The 16,419-nt window shown below is 61.1% G+C and carries 13 protein-coding genes; 9 read left to right on the plus strand and 4 right to left on the minus strand.

Features of this window, described 5'->3' with window-relative positions; all coding sequences use genetic code 11:
• The first annotated feature begins 25 nt into the window (after nucleotides 1-25).
• Genes ACZ5FP_RS03985 through ACZ5FP_RS03995 form a run of 3 tightly spaced genes read left to right on the plus strand, consistent with a single transcriptional unit; the run spans nucleotide 26 to nucleotide 3,813 of the window.
• Nucleotides 26-1,504, plus strand: a complete 1,479-nt coding sequence (locus ACZ5FP_RS03985) for a mannitol dehydrogenase family protein (RefSeq protein WP_464662265.1) — start codon at nucleotides 26-28, stop codon at nucleotides 1,502-1,504.
• A 4-nt stretch (nucleotides 1,505-1,508) separates the two neighbouring features.
• Nucleotides 1,509-2,195, plus strand: coding sequence for an HAD family hydrolase (locus ACZ5FP_RS03990; protein WP_464662267.1), 687 nt, complete (start codon nucleotides 1,509-1,511; stop codon nucleotides 2,193-2,195).
• A gap of 34 nt (nucleotides 2,196-2,229) precedes the next feature.
• Nucleotides 2,230-3,813 (plus strand): FGGY-family carbohydrate kinase, encoded by a 1,584-nt coding sequence (locus ACZ5FP_RS03995; protein ID WP_464662268.1) that lies wholly within the window; start codon nucleotides 2,230-2,232, stop codon nucleotides 3,811-3,813.
• Nucleotides 3,814-3,829: 16 nt separating this feature from the next.
• On the opposite strand, the gene polA is transcribed toward ACZ5FP_RS03995, so the two are convergent.
• On the minus strand, nucleotides 3,830-6,814 hold the full coding sequence (polA, locus tag ACZ5FP_RS04000; RefSeq protein ID WP_464662269.1) for a DNA polymerase I: 2,985 nt from the start codon (nucleotides 6,812-6,814) through the stop codon (nucleotides 3,830-3,832).
• Nucleotides 6,815-6,874: 60 nt separating this feature from the next.
• A complete protein-coding gene (locus ACZ5FP_RS04005) occupies nucleotides 6,875-7,480 on the minus strand; it encodes a YdeI/OmpD-associated family protein (protein WP_464662271.1) in 606 nt (201 codons plus the stop codon).
• A gap of 377 nt (nucleotides 7,481-7,857) precedes the next feature.
• Here ACZ5FP_RS04005 and ACZ5FP_RS04010 point away from each other — a divergent pair, with 377 nt between their 5' ends.
• Nucleotides 7,858-9,246: a M20/M25/M40 family metallo-hydrolase gene (locus ACZ5FP_RS04010; protein ID WP_464662273.1), complete on the plus strand. Its 1,389-nt coding sequence runs from the start codon at nucleotides 7,858-7,860 to the stop codon at nucleotides 9,244-9,246.
• 14 nt (nucleotides 9,247-9,260) lie between these two features.
• Entirely contained in the window at nucleotides 9,261-9,878 is a 618-nt protein-coding gene (locus ACZ5FP_RS04015; RefSeq protein ID WP_223612280.1) for a ribonuclease D, read from the plus strand.
• 17 nt (nucleotides 9,879-9,895) lie between these two features.
• Here the strand turns inward: ACZ5FP_RS04015 and ACZ5FP_RS04020 are convergent, their stop codons facing one another.
• Together ACZ5FP_RS04020 and ACZ5FP_RS04025 are read right to left on the minus strand one after the other, a co-directional pair.
• On the minus strand, nucleotides 9,896-11,023 hold the full coding sequence (locus tag ACZ5FP_RS04020) for an acyltransferase family protein (protein ID WP_464662274.1): 1,128 nt from the start codon (nucleotides 11,021-11,023) through the stop codon (nucleotides 9,896-9,898).
• Between the two features lie 365 nt (nucleotides 11,024-11,388).
• Complete coding sequence (locus ACZ5FP_RS04025; protein ID WP_464662275.1) at nucleotides 11,389-11,586, minus strand: hypothetical protein; 198 nt, start codon at nucleotides 11,584-11,586, stop codon at nucleotides 11,389-11,391.
• A gap of 196 nt (nucleotides 11,587-11,782) precedes the next feature.
• Here ACZ5FP_RS04025 and ACZ5FP_RS04030 point away from each other — a divergent pair, with 196 nt between their 5' ends.
• From ACZ5FP_RS04030 to ACZ5FP_RS04045, 4 genes are all read left to right on the plus strand, one after another.
• Nucleotides 11,783-13,978, plus strand: coding sequence for a transglycosylase domain-containing protein (locus ACZ5FP_RS04030; protein ID WP_464662277.1), 2,196 nt, complete (start codon nucleotides 11,783-11,785; stop codon nucleotides 13,976-13,978).
• A gap of 193 nt (nucleotides 13,979-14,171) precedes the next feature.
• The gene (locus ACZ5FP_RS04035; RefSeq protein WP_464662278.1) at nucleotides 14,172-15,017 is read left to right on the plus strand and encodes a transporter substrate-binding domain-containing protein; all 846 of its coding nucleotides are present in this window, start codon (nucleotides 14,172-14,174) and stop codon (nucleotides 15,015-15,017) included.
• Nucleotides 15,018-15,084: 67 nt separating this feature from the next.
• On the plus strand, nucleotides 15,085-15,747 hold the full coding sequence (locus ACZ5FP_RS04040) for an amino acid ABC transporter permease (protein WP_223612274.1): 663 nt from the start codon (nucleotides 15,085-15,087) through the stop codon (nucleotides 15,745-15,747).
• 4 nt (nucleotides 15,748-15,751) lie between these two features.
• Nucleotides 15,752-16,414, plus strand: a complete 663-nt coding sequence (locus ACZ5FP_RS04045) for an amino acid ABC transporter permease (protein WP_105738078.1) — start codon at nucleotides 15,752-15,754, stop codon at nucleotides 16,412-16,414.
• Nucleotides 16,415-16,419 lie beyond the last annotated feature (5 nt).

A 16,419-nucleotide genomic window follows, 5' to 3' on the forward strand; every position in this document is an offset into this window, starting at 1 on the left:
CATTTGAAAAAAGGGGTTAGGCCCGATGACTGTTAAACTTTCCAAAAGCGCGCTGTCGCAGCTTCCAGCCAACGTCGCTGTACCCGGCTACAGGCAGGCCGATCTGACCGCCGGCATCGTCCATTTCGGTATCGGCAATTTCCATCGCGCCCATCAGGCCGTCTATCTCGACGATCTTTTCAACGCCGGCAGCGATCATGACTGGGCGATCGTCGGCGCCGGGGTCCTGGCGTCGGATGAAACCATGCGGCAGAAACTGCGGGAACAGGACTGGCTGACCACGGTGGTCGAACAGGACAGCGGTCATCGCACCGCGCGGGTGACCGCATCGATGATCGACTACCTGAAACCGGGTGAGACCGAAAACACCATCGCGCGGCTTGCCGATCCGAAAATCCGCATCGTGTCGCTGACCATCACCGAAGGCGGCTATTTCATCGATCCGGCCTCCGGCGTGTTCAACCCGCAGCATCTGGCGATCGTCGCCGACGCCGCCAATATCGGCGATCCCAGGACGGTGTTCGGTCTCATCCTCGCCGGACTGATGCGCCGCCGCGCCGAGGGCACGGCGCCTTTCACGGTGATGTCCTGTGACAACATTCCCGGCAACGGGCATGTCACCAGCGATGCCGTCAGCGGTCTTGCGGCGCTTGTCGATGCGGATCTGGCGAAATGGGTGAAGGACAATGTCGCCTTCCCCAACAGCATGGTCGACCGCATCACCCCGGCAACCTCCGACCGCGAGCGCGGCATGCTTGCCAGCGATTTCGGCGTCGAGGACAATTGGCCGGTGTTCTGCGAACCGTTCAAGCAGTGGGTGCTCGAGGATCATTTCCCGACCGGCCGCCCGGCACTGGAAAAAGTCGGCGTCACCTTCGTTCAGGACGTTGCTCCCTATGAACTGATAAAAATCCGCATCCTCAATGGCGGCCACGCGACCATTGCCTATCCCGCGGCACTGATGGACATTCACTTCGTGCATGAAGCCATGGAGGAACCGCTGATCCGCGGCTTCCTCGGCAAGCTCGAACGGGAAGAGATCATTCCCGTTCTCCCGCCGGTGCCCGGCATCACCTTCGAGGAATATTACGACCTGATCGACCGGCGGTTCTCCAACCCGAAGATCGGCGATACGATCCAGCGCCTGTGCCAGGACGGGTCCAACCGCCAGCCCAAATTCATCCTGCCGACCACGGCGGACCGCTTGAAGGCCGGCAAGAGCATCACCGGCCTGTCGCTGGTTTCCGCGCTCTGGTGCCGGTTCTGCGAGGGAACGACCGATAGCGGTAAGCCGACGAATTATCTTGACGCCAACGCCGAGCGGTTGAAGGTGGAAGCGGTGAAGGCCAGGAGCGATCCCAGGGCATTTCTGGCGATGAGCGATATTTTCGGCGATGTCGGTACGTCGCACGTCTTCGCCGAATCGTTCTCGCGAATTTTGAAAACCCTTTGGGACAAGGGTACGCGCGAGACCCTGACGCTTTACCTCGCAGACAAGCTCTGACGCCATGACCAAGCCCGCTCTTGTCATTTTCGATTGCGATGGTGTCCTCGTCGACAGCGAGCCGATCTCCATTGCTGTCCTGCTCGACATGATTTCCCGGAGCGGCACGACGCTGTCCGAGGAAGAGGCCTACGAGATGTTTCTTGGCCGCAGCATGGCGACGATCAGCAAAATCCTGCATGAGGACTATGGTTTTGCCGCCAGCGCGGCCGACCTGGAGGATATGCGCGCCAATCTCTACGCACGGTTCCGTGCCGATCTGAAACCGATCCCCGGCATAGCCGAGACGCTCAATCGGCTCGATCTGCCACGTTGTGTTGCCTCGTCGAGCCAGCCCGACCGGATTCGCCTGTCGCTCAAGCTGACGGGCCTGCTCGATCTGCTGGAGCCGAATATTTTCAGCGCCACCATGGTCAAGCACGGCAAGCCGGCGCCGGACCTGTTCCTGCATGCGGCGCAGGTCATGAACACGCCGCCGGAAGACTGCGTGGTCATTGAAGACAGTCCTGCGGGCATTGAAGCCGCCAAACGGGCGGGCATGCGGGTCTTCGCCTTCACCGGCGGCACCCACGCGCGCGGCGGCCGGCTGGAAGCAGCGCTTGCGTCTCTCGAGCCAGACCTTATATTCGGCGACATGCTGGAATTGCCCGGCCTGTTGTCATCACCACAGGCCCGAACAAACGTTCATTAGAGCGTTCCGGTTCACGACAAGCCGGAAGGTTCGAATGCCAGATTTTGTATGTGCTGTGGATGTGGGAACGGGAAGCGCCCGGGCGGGCATTCTTGATATCAAGGGCAATCTTCTGGGGCGGGTGGAACACCCGATCCTGATGAACCGCCCGCTGCCTGACCATGCCGAACATGATTCAGAAGACATCTGGAAATCGGTCTGCATCGCGGTGCAGGGCGCGGTCGCGGCGTCCAAGGTCGATCCGTCCGATATCACCGGCATCAGTTTCGACGCCACCTGCTCGCTGGTTGTGCGCGACAGGGATGGCAAGCCGCTGACTGTCTCGACAGGTGGCGACAACCGCTGGGACACGATCGTCTGGCTGGATCACCGGGCGCTCGACGAATCGGATGAATGCACGGCAACGGGCCACGACGTCCTCAAATATCTCGGCGGGGTCATGTCGCCGGAAATGCAGACGCCAAAGCTGATGTGGCTCAAGCGGCATCTGCCCAACTCCTGGGACAAAGCCGGATATTTTTTCGACCTTGCCGATTTCCTCAGCTGGAAGGCGTCGGGATCGCTTGCACGGTCACAATGCACGATCACCTGCAAATGGACCTATCTGGCTCATAAGGAACCGGGCTGGCAGAGCGATTATCTCAAAGAGGTCGGCATCGGCGACATGGTCGAGCGCGGCAGCCTGCCGGAGCGGGCAAGCCCGGTGGGGACCGATGTCGGGCCATTGACGCCGGAGGCTGCCAAGGCGCTGGGCCTTACCACGCGCTGCCATGTGGGCGCGGGGCTGATCGACGCCTATGCCGGGGCACTCGGCGTCCTCGGTGGCTTCGCCGGCGATCTCTCGCAGATCGACCGGCATCTGGCTTTGATCGCCGGGACCTCCAGCTGCCTGATGGCGCTGGCGCAGGAGCCGATTTCGTTCAACGGCGTCTGGGGACCCTATTACGGCGCCGCTTTGCCGGATTGCTGGCTGAGCGAGGGCGGACAGTCGGTCTCCGGCGCGCTTCTCGATCACATCATCCGCTGGCACGGGGCTGCGGGCGAGCCCAACGCCGCCCTGCACAAGAAGATCACCGACCGCGTCATGGAACTGCGGAACAAGGAGGGGCTCGATCTGGCCGGCCGCCTGCATGTCCTGCCGGATTTTCATGGCAACCGCTCGCCGCTGGCTGACCCGCATGCGGTAGGCGTCATCAGCGGCCTGACGCTGGACGCCTCCTTTGACAGCCTGTGCCGCCTCTACTGGCGCACCTCCGTCGGCATTGTCCTTGGCGTGCGGCATGTCCTCGATGCGCTGAACGAGCGCGGCTACGCCATCGACACGATGCATGTGACAGGCGGGCACACCAAGAACCCGCTGCTGATGGAACTCTATGCGGATGCCACGGGCTGTACGGTCATCACGTCGGCTGCCGAAGATGCCGTGCTTCTCGGCACGGCGATGGTCGCGGCAACGGCGGCCGGGCTTTACCCGGATCTGCCCGCCGCCTGCATGGCGATGAAACAGGGCGGGCGCCCGCGCCAGCCCGAACCGAAGGCGCGCCAGCGCTTTGACCGGGATTACCGCATTTTCCTCGAAATGCATGCCCAGCGCAAAGTGCTGGATTCCATGCAGTAGGCCCCAGCTTCCGGTTCTAGTGCGCTTCGTCCCAGTTGTGTGCGGCGCGCGCATCCACCTGCAGCGGCACGGACAGGGAAATCGCCGGCATGGCGGCATTGACCATGATCTCGCGAATGATCGGAATGGTCGCGTCGACTTCGCCTTCGGCGGTTTCAAAGATCAGTTCGTCGTGCACCTGCAACAGCATGCGGGCCGAAAGCTTTGCCTTGTTGAGCGCCGGTTCCATGCGCACCATGGCGCGGCGGATGATGTCGGCGGCCGAACCCTGGATCGGCGCGTTGATCGAGGCACGCTCGTTGAAAGCGCGAACCTGCGGATTGGAGGAGCGGATTTCCGGATAATGCGCCCGTCGTCCGAAGATGGTTTCGACATAACCGTTCTGCCGGGCAAAGGCCTTGGTCGCCTCCATATAGTCCTTGATGCCGGGGAAGCGCTCGAAATAGGTGCGGATATACTGCCCGGCTTCTTCGCGCGGAATCGACAGCTGGTTGGCAAGGCCAAACGCGGAAATGCCGTAGATGATGCCGAAGTTGATCGCCTTGGCGCGGCGGCGCACTTCCGAGGGCATGTCCTTGACCGGAACGCCGAACATTTCCGATGCGGTCATCGCATGAATGTCGATGCCATCGGCGAAGGCCTGGGTGAGCTGGGGAATCTCGGCGACATGCGCCAGGACCCGCAGCTCGATCTGGCTGTAATCGGCGGAAATCAGCTTGTTGCCCGGCGCGGCGATGAAGGCCGTGCGGATCTTGCGGCCCTCGGCTGTGCGCACGGGAATGTTCTGCAGGTTCGGCTCCGACGAGGACAGCCGCCCCGTGGAGGTCGCGGCCATGGCATAGGACGTGTGCACCCGCTTGGTATCGGGATGGATATAGCCGGGCAGGGCGTCCGTATAGGTGGATTTGAGCTTGGTCAGCTGGCGCCAGTCGACGATCTTGCGCGGCAGTTCATGCCCTTCCGCCGCAAGGTCTTCCAGCACCTGTGCCGATGTCGACCACTGCCCGGTCTTGGTCTTCGAACCGCCGGGAAGGCTCATCTTGCCGAACAGGATGTCGCCCAGCTGTTTGGGTGAGCCGATGTTGAGCTTTTCCCCGGCAAGCTGGTAAATCTCGTGCTCGATGGCGGCTGCCGCCTGCGCCAGATCGCCGGAGAGGCGCGACAGGATTTGCCGGTCGACGGAAATGCCGCGCTCTTCCATCCGCGCCAGCACGGCAACGAGCGGGCGCTCCAGCCGTTCATAGACCGAGACGAGCCCATCCTCGACCAGACGCGGCTTGAGCAGGCGCCACAGGCGCAGGGTGACATCAGCATCTTCGGCTGCATAGGCGGTGGCGCGGTCGATATCGACCATGTCGAATGTAACCGATGACTTACCGCTGCCGGCCACATCCTTGTAGGCGATGGGCGTGTGACCCAGCCAGCGCTCGGACAGGGCGTCCATGCCATGGGTGCCTTCACCCGCATCGAGCACGTAGGAGATCAGCATCGTATCGTCGAAGGGGTGCGGATCGATGCCGTAGCGGTGCATGACCAGCCAGTCATACTTCATGTTGTGCGCGATCTTGAGCACCGAACGGTCCTCGAGCAGCGGCTTCAATACGCGCAAGGCATCGTCGAGCGGAATCTGTCCTTCGACGGTGCCACCGCCGAGGAGATCGCCATTGCCGGACTTGTGGTTGAGCGGGACATAGGCCGCATGTCCCGGCCGGATGGCCAGGGAGAAGCCGACCAGCTCGGTCTGCATCGGATCGAGCGAGGTGGTTTCCGTGTCGAACGCCACCAGTCCGGCTTCGGTCGCCTCATCGATCCAGAGTTGCAGCGTGGCAAGATCGCGGATGCAGGTATAGGCCGTCGTGTCGATCTTCGAAGCCAGCGCTTCGTCGCCGCGCGCCTTGATCAGGTCGGCGGGCAGCATGACGCCGGTATCCGATTTGTCCTGTGGCTTCTCGGTCGTTGAAGCGGGAGCAGTTCCGTCAGGGATTTCAACGTCCGGTCCGTGTGCCTCGGCGACAGTGTCCACCGCGACCTCAGATGGTTCGATGGCGGCGGCATCGATGCCCGTCGCTTCAGCGGCACGCCGGGTGAGGGAGGTGAACTCCATGGCCTTGAGGAAGGCAACCAGCTTCGGTCCATCCTGCGGCTCAAGCCCGAAGTCATCAAGCCCCACTTCGACGGGGGTATCGGTCTTCAGGGTGACAAGCTGGCGTGAGATAAGCGCCTGTTCGCTGAACGCAATGATGTTTTCGCGGCGCTTCTGCTGCTTGATTTCACCCGCACGGGCAAGCAGCGTATCGAGATCGCCGAACTCTTCCAGAAGCTGCGCAGCGGTCTTCGGTCCGATGCCGGGAATGCCGGGAACATTGTCGGTGGAATCGCCGGTCAATGCCTGCAGGTCGATCATCTTTTCCGGCGGCACGCCCCATTTCTCGACGACGTCGGGAATGCCGATCTGCTTGTCCTTCATGCTGTCATACATCGACACCAGCGGGGTGACGAGCTGCATCAGGTCCTTGTCGGAGGAGATGATGGTGACATCCGCGCCGGCGGCTTCCGCCATCCGGGCATAGGTGGCGATGAGATCGTCCGCCTCGTAGCCTTCCTTTTCGATGCAGGGAAGGTTGAAGGCCTTGGTGGCCTGGCGGATCAGGCCGAACTGCGGAATGAGGTCCTCCGGCGGGGCCGAGCGGTTTGCCTTGTATTCCGGATAGATTTCCTTGCGGAAGGTGTTCGACGAATAGTCGAAGATGACGGCGAAATGCGTCGGCGTCACCCGGACCGAGGTGTCCCTGGCTTCCCGCAGCAGCTTCCACAGCATGTTGCAGAAACCCGACACGGCGCCCACCGGCAGGCCATCCGATTTGCGGGTGAGGGGCGGCAGCGCATGATAGGCCCGGAAGATATAGCCGGAGCCGTCGACGAGAAAGAGATGATCACCTTTTTTCATGGTGCCTACGATTAAATGATCATCCCGCAAAAGGAAATGATCTGTCTTTCCCATGCACCGAAAGATCGCGGGATAGCCGACTCCTCCTGACAAAATCCGCCGGGCCGTCGCAGCTTATCGGGAGGGTTTGGCCTTCTGCGGATGGATGGTTTCGCCGCGCTCCAGCATGGCAACGAATTTTTCGATGCGCTGCAGGCGTGTCTCGGGTTTCTTGGCATCGTTGACACGGTAGATGATGGCGTAGCGGTTTGCGCTGCTCAATGTCCCGAACATCTGCTTTGCCTCGGCATTCGCGTCGAGGGCTGCCTGCAGATCGTCGGGTATCGTGGCCTTGCCTTGCGAAAGATACGCCTTGTCCCAGCGTCCATCGGCCTTGGCGCGTTCGATTTCCGCAAGACCGGAGGGTGTGATGCGACCCTGTTCGATCAGCGCGAGGGCGCGCTTGCGATTGATGTCGGACCAGCGGCTTGCGGCCTTGCGCGGCGTGAAGCGGATGAGCCAATAGTCTTCATCGAATGCGTCGATCTGGCCGTCGATCCAGCCATGGCAAAGTGCGCCATCAATCGCATCCTGTTTGGACAGGCTTTTGATCCGCGCGGTCTTCTTGGAAAATTTGAGCCACGCGCCCGGCGATGCCGCATGATTGGCTGCCAGCCACGCCTCCCAGTCTGCGCCTGCCGGAAAGAACAGAACCGGCAATTCTGTCGTTGCTTTCGTCATGGAATTCGCCTCCGCTCACGACAGCTTTATGCCGGATCAGACGGGCCTTGAACATATCACTTATGCATCACGCGTTTGTTACAAAGATGTAATGTTCCGTGCCCTTGAATTGCCATGGTTTGAGGCCCAAATCCTAGCTGTCGACGATAGATCGATGTCCGGGATTTAAGGCTCGTCCCCCGCCTGCCCCGGACTTGCGGTGACCTCATCCCCCCTCTCCGGGTCGCCGCATCTGAGTGTAGTGATCTGGTCGCCTGTGGTCCCCCCGCCACGGCGGCCATTTCTTTTCCGGCTCCACTTTTTTCTGCCGCTTCCCCGAAAATGGGCTAAGAAGAACTCCCTTCACGAATCCCGGTCCAACAAATTCAGGAATTACCATGTCAGCGCTTGAACCTGTCTTGAACGCCCTTGATGCCAATCTGGATAAAAGTCTGGAGCGGCTGTTCGAACTGTTGAAGATCAAGTCCATCTCGACCGATCCGGCATTCAAGGCCGAATGCCGCAAGGCTGCCGAGTGGCTGGTCGCCGATCTGAAGACCATCGGTTTCGACGCCAGCGTGCGCGACACGCCGGGGCATCCGATGGTTGTGGCGCATCATGAAGGCCCGAGCGCCGATGCACCCCATGTCCTTTTCTATGGCCACTATGACGTGCAGCCGGTTGATCCGCTCGAACTGTGGGAGAACGATCCCTTTGCCCCTGCCATCAAGGACATGGGCGATGGCCGCAAGATTCTGACCGGCCGCGGCACGGCCGATGACAAGGGCCAGCTGATGACCTTCGTCGAAGCCTGCCGCGCCTACAAGGAGGTGCATGGCAAGCTGCCGGTCAAGATTTCCATCCTGTTTGAAGGAGAAGAAGAGTCGGGATCGCCGTCGCTGAAGCCTTTCCTCAATGCCTGCAAGGACGAGCTCAAGGCCGACTTCGCCCTCGTGTGCGATACCGGAATGTGGGACAGGCAGACCCCGGCGATTTCCGTCGGCCTGCGCGGGCTGGTCGGTGAGGAAATCGTCATCAAGGCCGCCGATCGCGACCTGCACTCCGGTTCCTTCGGCGGTGCGGCGGCAAACCCGATTCACATTCTCACGAAGATTCTCGCCGACCTGCACGACGAAACCGGTGCTGTGACGATTCCCGGCTTCTATGACGGTGTCGAGGAAACCCCGACGCAGATCCTGCAGACCTGGAACGGACTCGGCTGCACGCCGGAAAACTTCCTCGGCCCCATCGGCCTTTCCATTCCCTCGGGTGAAAAAGGCCGTTCCATCCTGGAACTGGTCTGGGCGCGCCCGACCGCCGAGATCAACGGCGTGATCGGCGGTTATACCGGACAGGGCTTCAAGACCGTCATTGCCGCGCAGGCATCGGCCAAAGTCTCGTTCCGCCTCGTGCACAAGCAGAACCCCGCCAAGATCCGCGAAGCCTTCCGCGCCTTTGTGCGCGAGCGCGTCCCTGCCGACTGCTCTGTGGAGTTCCATGAGCATGGCGGCTCGCCCGCCATCCAGCTGTCCTATGACTCGCCGCTGCTGGCCAAGGCCAAGACTGCCTTGAGCGACGAATGGCCGAAGCCCGCCGTGCTGATCGCCATGGGCGGATCGATCCCGATTGTCGGCGATTTCCAGAACATGCTGGGCATGGAATCGCTGCTCGTCGGCTTCGGGCTTGAGGACGACCGCATCCATTCCCCCAACGAAAAATACGAGCTGAATTCCTTCCACAAGGGCCAGCGTTCCTGGGCACGCATTCTTGACGTGCTGACGAAATAAACCGGAGAGATTTGATGACCATCCGCTTTCACCGCAATGATCTGCCCGACCTTGCAAACTATCAGGTCAATGCCGTTGCCATTGATACGGAGACGCTGGGGCTGAACCCCCATCGCGACCGGCTGTGCGTTGTGCAGATTTCACCCGGTGACGGCTCGGCTGATGTCATCCAGATCGACAAGGGGCAGACATCCGCCCCCAATCTGGTGAAACTTCTTGGTGATGCCGCCATCACCAAGATTTTCCATTTCGGCCGGTTTGATCTTGCCGTGCTCTATCACGCCTTCGGTGTGATGCCGCAGCCGGTCTTCTGCACCAAGATCGCCTCGCGCCTGACCCGCACCTACACGGACCGGCATGGCCTGAAGGAGATTTGCAGCGAATTGCTGGATATCAACCTGTCCAAGCAGCAGCAGTCATCGGACTGGGCGGCGCCGGAACTGTCGCAGGCTCAGCTGGAATATGCGGCATCCGACGTTCTCTACCTGCACCGGTTGAGCGCCATCCTGATCGAGCGCCTGAAGCGTGACGGACGGGCGGAAGAGGCGGCTGCCTGCTTCCAGTTCCTGCCGACGCGGTCCAAGCTCGATCTGATGGGCTGGGACGAACAGGATATTTTCGCCCACAGTTAAACGGAAAACGGCTCCTGCTATTCTGCAGAAGCAAGCGCGCCCCTGCCTTGCGGTGTGGGCGCGCGGTCGATATGCGCCCATTGCGGCCGTTTGAACAGGAACCGGCCATAGCCGGTCCATTGCACCAGCCCATAAAGGATCACTGGCCCCAGGACGCCGCTGACGACGGTCAGGAGCGAAATCGTGCCGATATCCGTGATGACGCCGGATTTGAGCAGGATGGTTCGCGCCACCGCCATGGGCAGGAAGAAGGCGAGGTAGACAACAATGGAATGGGCGCCGAGCCAACGCAAAGCACGCACAAGCCATTGTGCAGCGGGTGCCGAGCCCAGTCGCGCCAGCAATGCCGAGACCGAAACAATGGCCAATGCCCCGGCAAAACCGGCAAGCAGCGAGATGATGGGCACATTGCTCCAGCCGCCGAGCCCGCCGGATGTATAGGCCTCCAGCGGTATCCAGGCGGCAAAGGGTTGTGATGCCGGGTGAAACACCAGCCAGCCATTGGCGAGCGCCCATACGCCGAGGATGGCAAGGGCGGTGAGCGGCCGTTGCCGCAGCCATTGCGCCAGGTCGAAAATGACGGGTGCAAAGGCATAGCCGGCAAAGAAGAAGACATAGCGGCTGCAGAATTCGTCGAGGACCAGCCATCCCGTATGGATGGGGACGGTTTCAAGCGCGGCGGCAATGGCGAGGATGATCCAGACATTGACGGATCTGACGAGGCGCGTGACGACAAAGAACACCGGCAGCAGATAGATGAACCACAGGGTTCCGAAGGGCTGGACGAGGGCAAGGAGATAGGCGCCGACAGCGCCGCCGGGGCCGCTCTCGGCGATAATGCCCGGTGCCTTGAACAGGAACTGGATCGTCAGCCACAGCAGGTAGAAATAGGCGAAATGGATGATCTTGCGGTCGGCGTAGCGCAGCCATGGGCGGTCGATCACCAGTCCGAGAAACAGACCCGAGATCAGGAAGAAGTCCGGCATGCGGAACGGCTGGGCAAACGACACGACCGGATGCATCCAGCCGCGGGCGCCGGCATCGTCCTCGACGCCAAGCACCGAGTGCATCATGACGACAAAGATGATGCAGATGCCCTTGGCGATGTCGACCCAATCGACACGTGTTTTTTCGCCCGTGCTCATCGTTGCTTTGTTCCCCCGCGTTTTACTCTCTTTGATACGCGATATTTCAAAACGGGAAGTAAAATTCAGGTGATGTTCGCAGAAATGACTGCCGGATCACGTTTCCGAAGGGTTGATTGTCCCGGAAGTACCCGGTTGCTGCATCCGGATACAAAAATGCCGGGCAGAAGCCCGGCGAATTGTGAACGCAAATGCGTCCAGAGGGGAACACGCAACGAGCGAAAAATGGGAGGAGAACCGCTCGTTACGCACCACCAAAATATGCCTGCCGCGTTTAATTTTCAAGGGCGCAAGAATAATAATCTTTTCGCGCGCCAAGATTTGACAGAAAACGACAGCGGCGCTGCGGCGGCCTGAACGCGGTTTCAGTTGACGGCGGCAGCCGCCGGGGCGGGCGCGCCGGTCGCGTCGAGAGGCTCCTTGCACGTCCCGTGACCGCGCAGCTGGCAGCCGCCGAGGCGATACTGTGCTTCGGATTCGGGCGAGGGATTCAGTCTGGCAATGGCACCGCCACCGCAACCGCCGAGGATGATCGCAGCGCAGGCAAGGACCACAAATCGCATTTTCCACTCCATTCCTAATGAGCGGGAAGCTAACGGTCCGGCGCGGATTTCTCAAGCGCGAACCGAACCGTTCGCCTTCACGCGTGCTCAGTTTGATGCCATCGGCCAAATTTAACCGCACCTTAAATCGCCGCATTTACCCTGCAACGCGTCGCGAAGGATTTTGCGGCACCGATTGGGGCGGGTATTTCAGTCAATGGCACCACGTGACAAGGGCAGGCAGCGCATCGAGCCGGGGTTCAGTTCGGACCGCCGTTCCGATGACGACGACATGCGCGCCGACCCGGAGGACAGACCCGTGCGAAGCCAGAAGCGCCGGACCTCATCGCGCAAACCCGCCAAGTCCGGGCGCGGCCGCTCCAGCCGCCGGCAGGGTGGCGGTTTCCTGGGTCTCATCCGCCGCACCATCTACTGGTCGTTTGTCCTGTGCATCTGGGGCGGTATCGCCGTCGCGGGCACGGTGATCTATTTCGCCGCCAAGATGCCGCAGACCACCACCTGGACGATCCCCGACCGCCCGCCCAACGTCAAGATTGTTTCGGTCGAAGGCGACCTCATCGCCAATCGCGGCGCCACCGGCGGCGAGGCGATCGGCCTGCACCAGATGTCGCCCTACCTGCCGCAGGCGGTGGTGGCGATCGAAGACCGCCGCTTCTATTCGCACTTCGGTGTCGATCCCGTCGGCTTCGTCCGCGCCATGGCGACCAATGTGATCTCGGGGCGCCTGGTGCAGGGCGGTTCGACCATCACGCAGCAGCTGGCGAAGAACCTGTTTCTAACGCCGGACCGCACGCTGGAGCGCAAGGTCCAGGAAGTCCTGCTCGCCCTCTGGCTGGAGCACAAATATACCAAAGACCAGATTCTGGAGATGTATCTGAACCGGGTTTATCTCGGTTCGGGTTCCTACGGCGTGGCCGCGGCCTCGCGGCGCTACTTCAACAAATCGGCGCACGACGTCAATTTGTCGGAAGCGGCGGTCATTGCCGGCCTGCTCAAGGCGCCTTCGCGCCTGTCGCCGGCGCGCGATCCGAAAGCCGCCGTCGAGCGTTCCCAGCTGGTGCTGGCGGCCATGCGCGATCAGGGCATGATCGGTGACAAGGAACTGACCGTCGCCATGAAGCAGCCGGCGACCCGCGCGGCGGCCTATTGGAGCGGCTCCGAGCATTATGTCGCCGACCGGGTGATGGAGGAGTTGCCCGAGCTTATCGGTGATGTCCGTGCGGATGTGGTTGTCGACACCACCGTCGATCTCGGCCTGCAGAAGCTGGGAGAAGCCTCGATCCGCGATCTGATCCAGAAGAACGGCGACCGGCTCAATGTTTCGCAGGGCGCGCTGGTCTCCATCGATGGCACCGGAGCGGTGCGGGCACTGGTGGGCGGCTATGACTATGCCAACAGCCAGTTCGACCGCGCCAGCGAAGCCAAGCGCCAGCCCGGCTCCACCTTCAAGCCTTTCGTGTATCTCTCCGCATTGGAGCAGGGGCGCACGCCGGAATCGGTGCGCAACGATGCGCCCATCCGGATCGGCAACTGGACGCCCGGCAACTACAACGGCAAATATTTCGGCAAGGTGACCCTGGCGGAGGCGCTGGCCCGGTCGCTCAATTCGGTATCCGCCCAATTGGTCATGGAAGTCGGCCCCAGCACCGTTGTCGATACGGCGCATCGCCTGGGGATCGTTTCGAACCTCAACGCCAATGCCTCGCTGGCGCTTGGGACCTCGGAAGTCACGCTGCTCGAACTCACCGATTCCTTCGTGCCCTTTGCCAATGACGGCTACAAGGCGCCTGTCCATCTTGTCCGCCGCGTCACCACGCATGAAGGCAAGGTGCTGTATGAATTCAAGAATCCCAAGCAGGAGCGGGTGATCAGCGAGCGCAATGTCGGCATGATGAATGCCATGCTGCGCCAGACCGTCGAAAGCGGCACGGCGACGAAAGCCAAATTCGGCTGGCCCGCTGCGGGCAAGACCGGCACCAGCCAGAATTTCCGCGATGCCTGGTTCATCGGCTACACCTCGAACCTGACCACGGGCGTGTGGTTCGGCAATGATGACGGCAAGCCGACCAAGAAGGTCACAGGCGGCGCGTTGCCCGCGCTGGCCTGGAAGGAATTCATGGTCGCCGCGCACAAGGGCGTGCCCGTGGCTGAGCTTCCCGGCAATTACCGCGTCAATGAAACCGTCATCGACGGCAACGATGCCTTGCCCGGCGCGGATGTTCCGGCCGCCGAAGGTGTGCCATCAGCCCAGCTCAATCCGGGCGGGCCGGTCCCGCCGGTCGGGCTGGACGATCAAACCGGATCGACCCATCCGACGCCGCCGGCCGGCGTGGGCGGCAATGGCCAGAAGCCGCGCAAGACCACGCTCTTCGACCTGATCATGGGCAACTGACCGGCAAGCCGTCCGGTCCGTGCTTCCCCACGCTCCCATACAGCTTCTGAAAACCCCCTGACGCGGCGATTCCAAATGTCGCTTGACAAGTCGCGACTCTTGTCCTCGTATTATGAAAATCCATTATTAGATATTCTATTCCATAGTAATGGATTAAAACATAATATTCGCTTGACGGATAGGGGAACGAAAAATGTCTAAAGTATTTTACGCGACGGTCGCTGTGGCCGCGCTGCTCGCATTGCCGTTCAATCAGGCTTTCGCGCAGGACAACAAGAGCAAGCTCGATGAGGTGCTGGCCCGCGGCCATCTGGTTGTCGGCACCGGCAGCACCAATGCGCCATGGCACTTCAAGGGTGCTGACGACACGCTGCAGGGCTTCGATATCGACATGGGTCATATCATCGCCAAGGCGCTGTTCAGCGATCCCAGCAAGGTCGAGTTCGTCAACCAGTCTTCCGATGCCCGCATTCCCAACATCACCACGAACAAGGTGGATATCACCTGCCAGTTCATGACGGTCACCGGGGAGAGGGCACAGCAGATCGCCTTCACCATACCGTACTACCGGGAAGGTGTCGGGCTGATGCTGAAGGCCGACAGCAAATATGCCGACTACGCCGCGCTCAAGGCGGCGGGTTCTGCGGTGACAATCTCGGTGCTGCAGAATGTCTATGCCGAATCGATGGTGCATGCGGCCCTGCCGGAGGCCAAGGTCGACCAGTATGAATCGGTCGATCTGATCTATCAGGCGCTGGAATCCGGCCGTGCCGATGCGGTCGCCACGGATCAGTCGTCGCTTGCCTGGTACATGACCCAGAACAAGGGTCGCTACAAGGATGCCGGCTACGGCTGGAATCCGCAGACCTATGCCTGCGGTGTCAAGCGCGGCGATCAGGATTGGCTGAACTTCGTCAACACGGCGCTGCATGAGGCGATGACCGGTGTCGAGTTCGATACCTATGCGAAATCGTTCAAGACCTGGTTCGGCAAGGACCTGACGCCGCCGCAGATCGGCTTCCCCGTCGAATACAAGTAGTCAACCGGCGGCTCCAGGGTTGTCTGGAGCCGTTTCTCCTTGTCTTGCGATAACGGGGACATTGTTCATGGGCTATACGCTGAATTTTGCTGCCGTCTGGCGCAGCTTCGATGACCTGCTGTTGGGGCTGGCGCTCAGCCTTGCGCTTGCCTTCGGCTCCATCCTCATCGGCGCCGTCATCGGGCTGTGCACGGCTTTTGGTCTGATATCCAAAAACGGTCTGATAAAGCGTCCGGCCGGGGTCTACGTCTCCATCATCCGCAACACGCCGATCCTCGTGCTCGTGCTGTTCACCTATTTCGCGCTGCCCCAGTGGGGGTTGCGCCTGGGCAAGATCGAAAGCTTCGTCTTCACGCTCGCCCTCTATTCGGGTGCCTATCTGGCGGAGGTGTTCCGCGCCGGACTGCTGTCGATCCCCGCCGGCCTGCGCGAGGCCGGCCTCGCCATCGGCCTGACGGAAATGCAGATACGCACGTCGATCATCGCGCCGCTGATGTTTCGCAATATCCTGCCGTCGCTCGGCAGCACGATCATCTCGCTGTTCAAGGACACGTCGCTGGCCGCGGCCATCGCCGTGCCGGAACTGACGTTCGAAACGCGCAAGATCAATGTGGAAACCTTTCGCGTCATCGAGACATGGATGGTGGCAAGCTGCCTCTACGTCTTTACCTGTTCGATCCTGGCTGCGCTGATGCGCATCGTCGAACGCCGTCTGGCCTTGCCGAGGTGATGTGATGGATATTGTTCATTTCGCGGATGTTCTCTGGCTGGCGCGCTGGCCGATCCTCAAGGGTATCGGCGTCACCCTGTCGATTTCGCTGCTGGCGATCTGCTGCGGCACGCTGCTCGGGGTTGGTGTTGGTCTGGCGCTGACCTATGCCAGGGCACCGCTGCGCTGGATCGTGCGCGGCTATACCGATTTCATCCGCGGCACACCAGTCCTCGTGCTGGTTCTCGCCAGTTATTACGTGCTCGGCACCATCGGCCTTGACCTCGGGCCGTTCCAGGCGGGCATTCTCGCGCTCGCCGTCTTCTGCAGTTCGCATGTGGGGGAAATCGTCCGGGGGGCGCTGCAATCCATACCAAAGGGGCAGACGGAAGCTGCCAAGGCTATTGGCCTGACCTTTCCGCAGACCTTCGCCTATGTGCTCGGTCCGCAGGCGCTGCGCCAGGTGCTGCCGGCCTGGGTCAACACCTCAGCCGAAATGGTCAAGGCTTCTACCCTTTTGTCGATTATCGGCGTGGCCGAGCTGCTGCTGCGCACGCAAGAACTGATTTCCAGAACCTTCATGAGCCTCGAATTCTATTTCTTCGCCGGCTTCCTGTATTTCGTCATCAACTATGCCATCGAACGTTTCGGCCGCTACGTCGAACGCAAGATGGCGGTTCCATCCTAAGGGGA

Source organism: Phyllobacterium sp. T2-21 (genome assembly GCF_055378485.1).

Coding starts and splice junctions, on each gene's coding strand:
- ACZ5FP_RS03985 (WP_464662265.1), top strand. CDS start 26: ATGACTGTTAAACTTTCCAAAAGCGCGCTGTCGCAGCTTCCAGCCAAC.
- ACZ5FP_RS03990 (WP_464662267.1), top strand. CDS start 1,509: ATGACCAAGCCCGCTCTTGTCATTTTCGATTGCGATGGTGTCCTCGTC.
- ACZ5FP_RS03995 (WP_464662268.1), top strand. CDS start 2,230: ATGCCAGATTTTGTATGTGCTGTGGATGTGGGAACGGGAAGCGCCCGG.
- polA (WP_464662269.1), bottom strand. CDS start 6,814: ATGGGAAAGACAGATCATTTCCTTTTGCGGGATGATCATTTAATCGTA.
- ACZ5FP_RS04005 (WP_464662271.1), bottom strand. CDS start 7,480: ATGACGAAAGCAACGACAGAATTGCCGGTTCTGTTCTTTCCGGCAGGC.
- ACZ5FP_RS04010 (WP_464662273.1), top strand. CDS start 7,858: ATGTCAGCGCTTGAACCTGTCTTGAACGCCCTTGATGCCAATCTGGAT.
- ACZ5FP_RS04015 (WP_223612280.1), top strand. CDS start 9,261: ATGACCATCCGCTTTCACCGCAATGATCTGCCCGACCTTGCAAACTAT.
- ACZ5FP_RS04020 (WP_464662274.1), bottom strand. CDS start 11,023: ATGAGCACGGGCGAAAAAACACGTGTCGATTGGGTCGACATCGCCAAG.
- ACZ5FP_RS04025 (WP_464662275.1), bottom strand. CDS start 11,586: ATGCGATTTGTGGTCCTTGCCTGCGCTGCGATCATCCTCGGCGGTTGC.
- ACZ5FP_RS04030 (WP_464662277.1), top strand. CDS start 11,783: ATGGCACCACGTGACAAGGGCAGGCAGCGCATCGAGCCGGGGTTCAGT.
- ACZ5FP_RS04035 (WP_464662278.1), top strand. CDS start 14,172: ATGTCTAAAGTATTTTACGCGACGGTCGCTGTGGCCGCGCTGCTCGCA.
- ACZ5FP_RS04040 (WP_223612274.1), top strand. CDS start 15,085: ATGGGCTATACGCTGAATTTTGCTGCCGTCTGGCGCAGCTTCGATGAC.
- ACZ5FP_RS04045 (WP_105738078.1), top strand. CDS start 15,752: ATGGATATTGTTCATTTCGCGGATGTTCTCTGGCTGGCGCGCTGGCCG.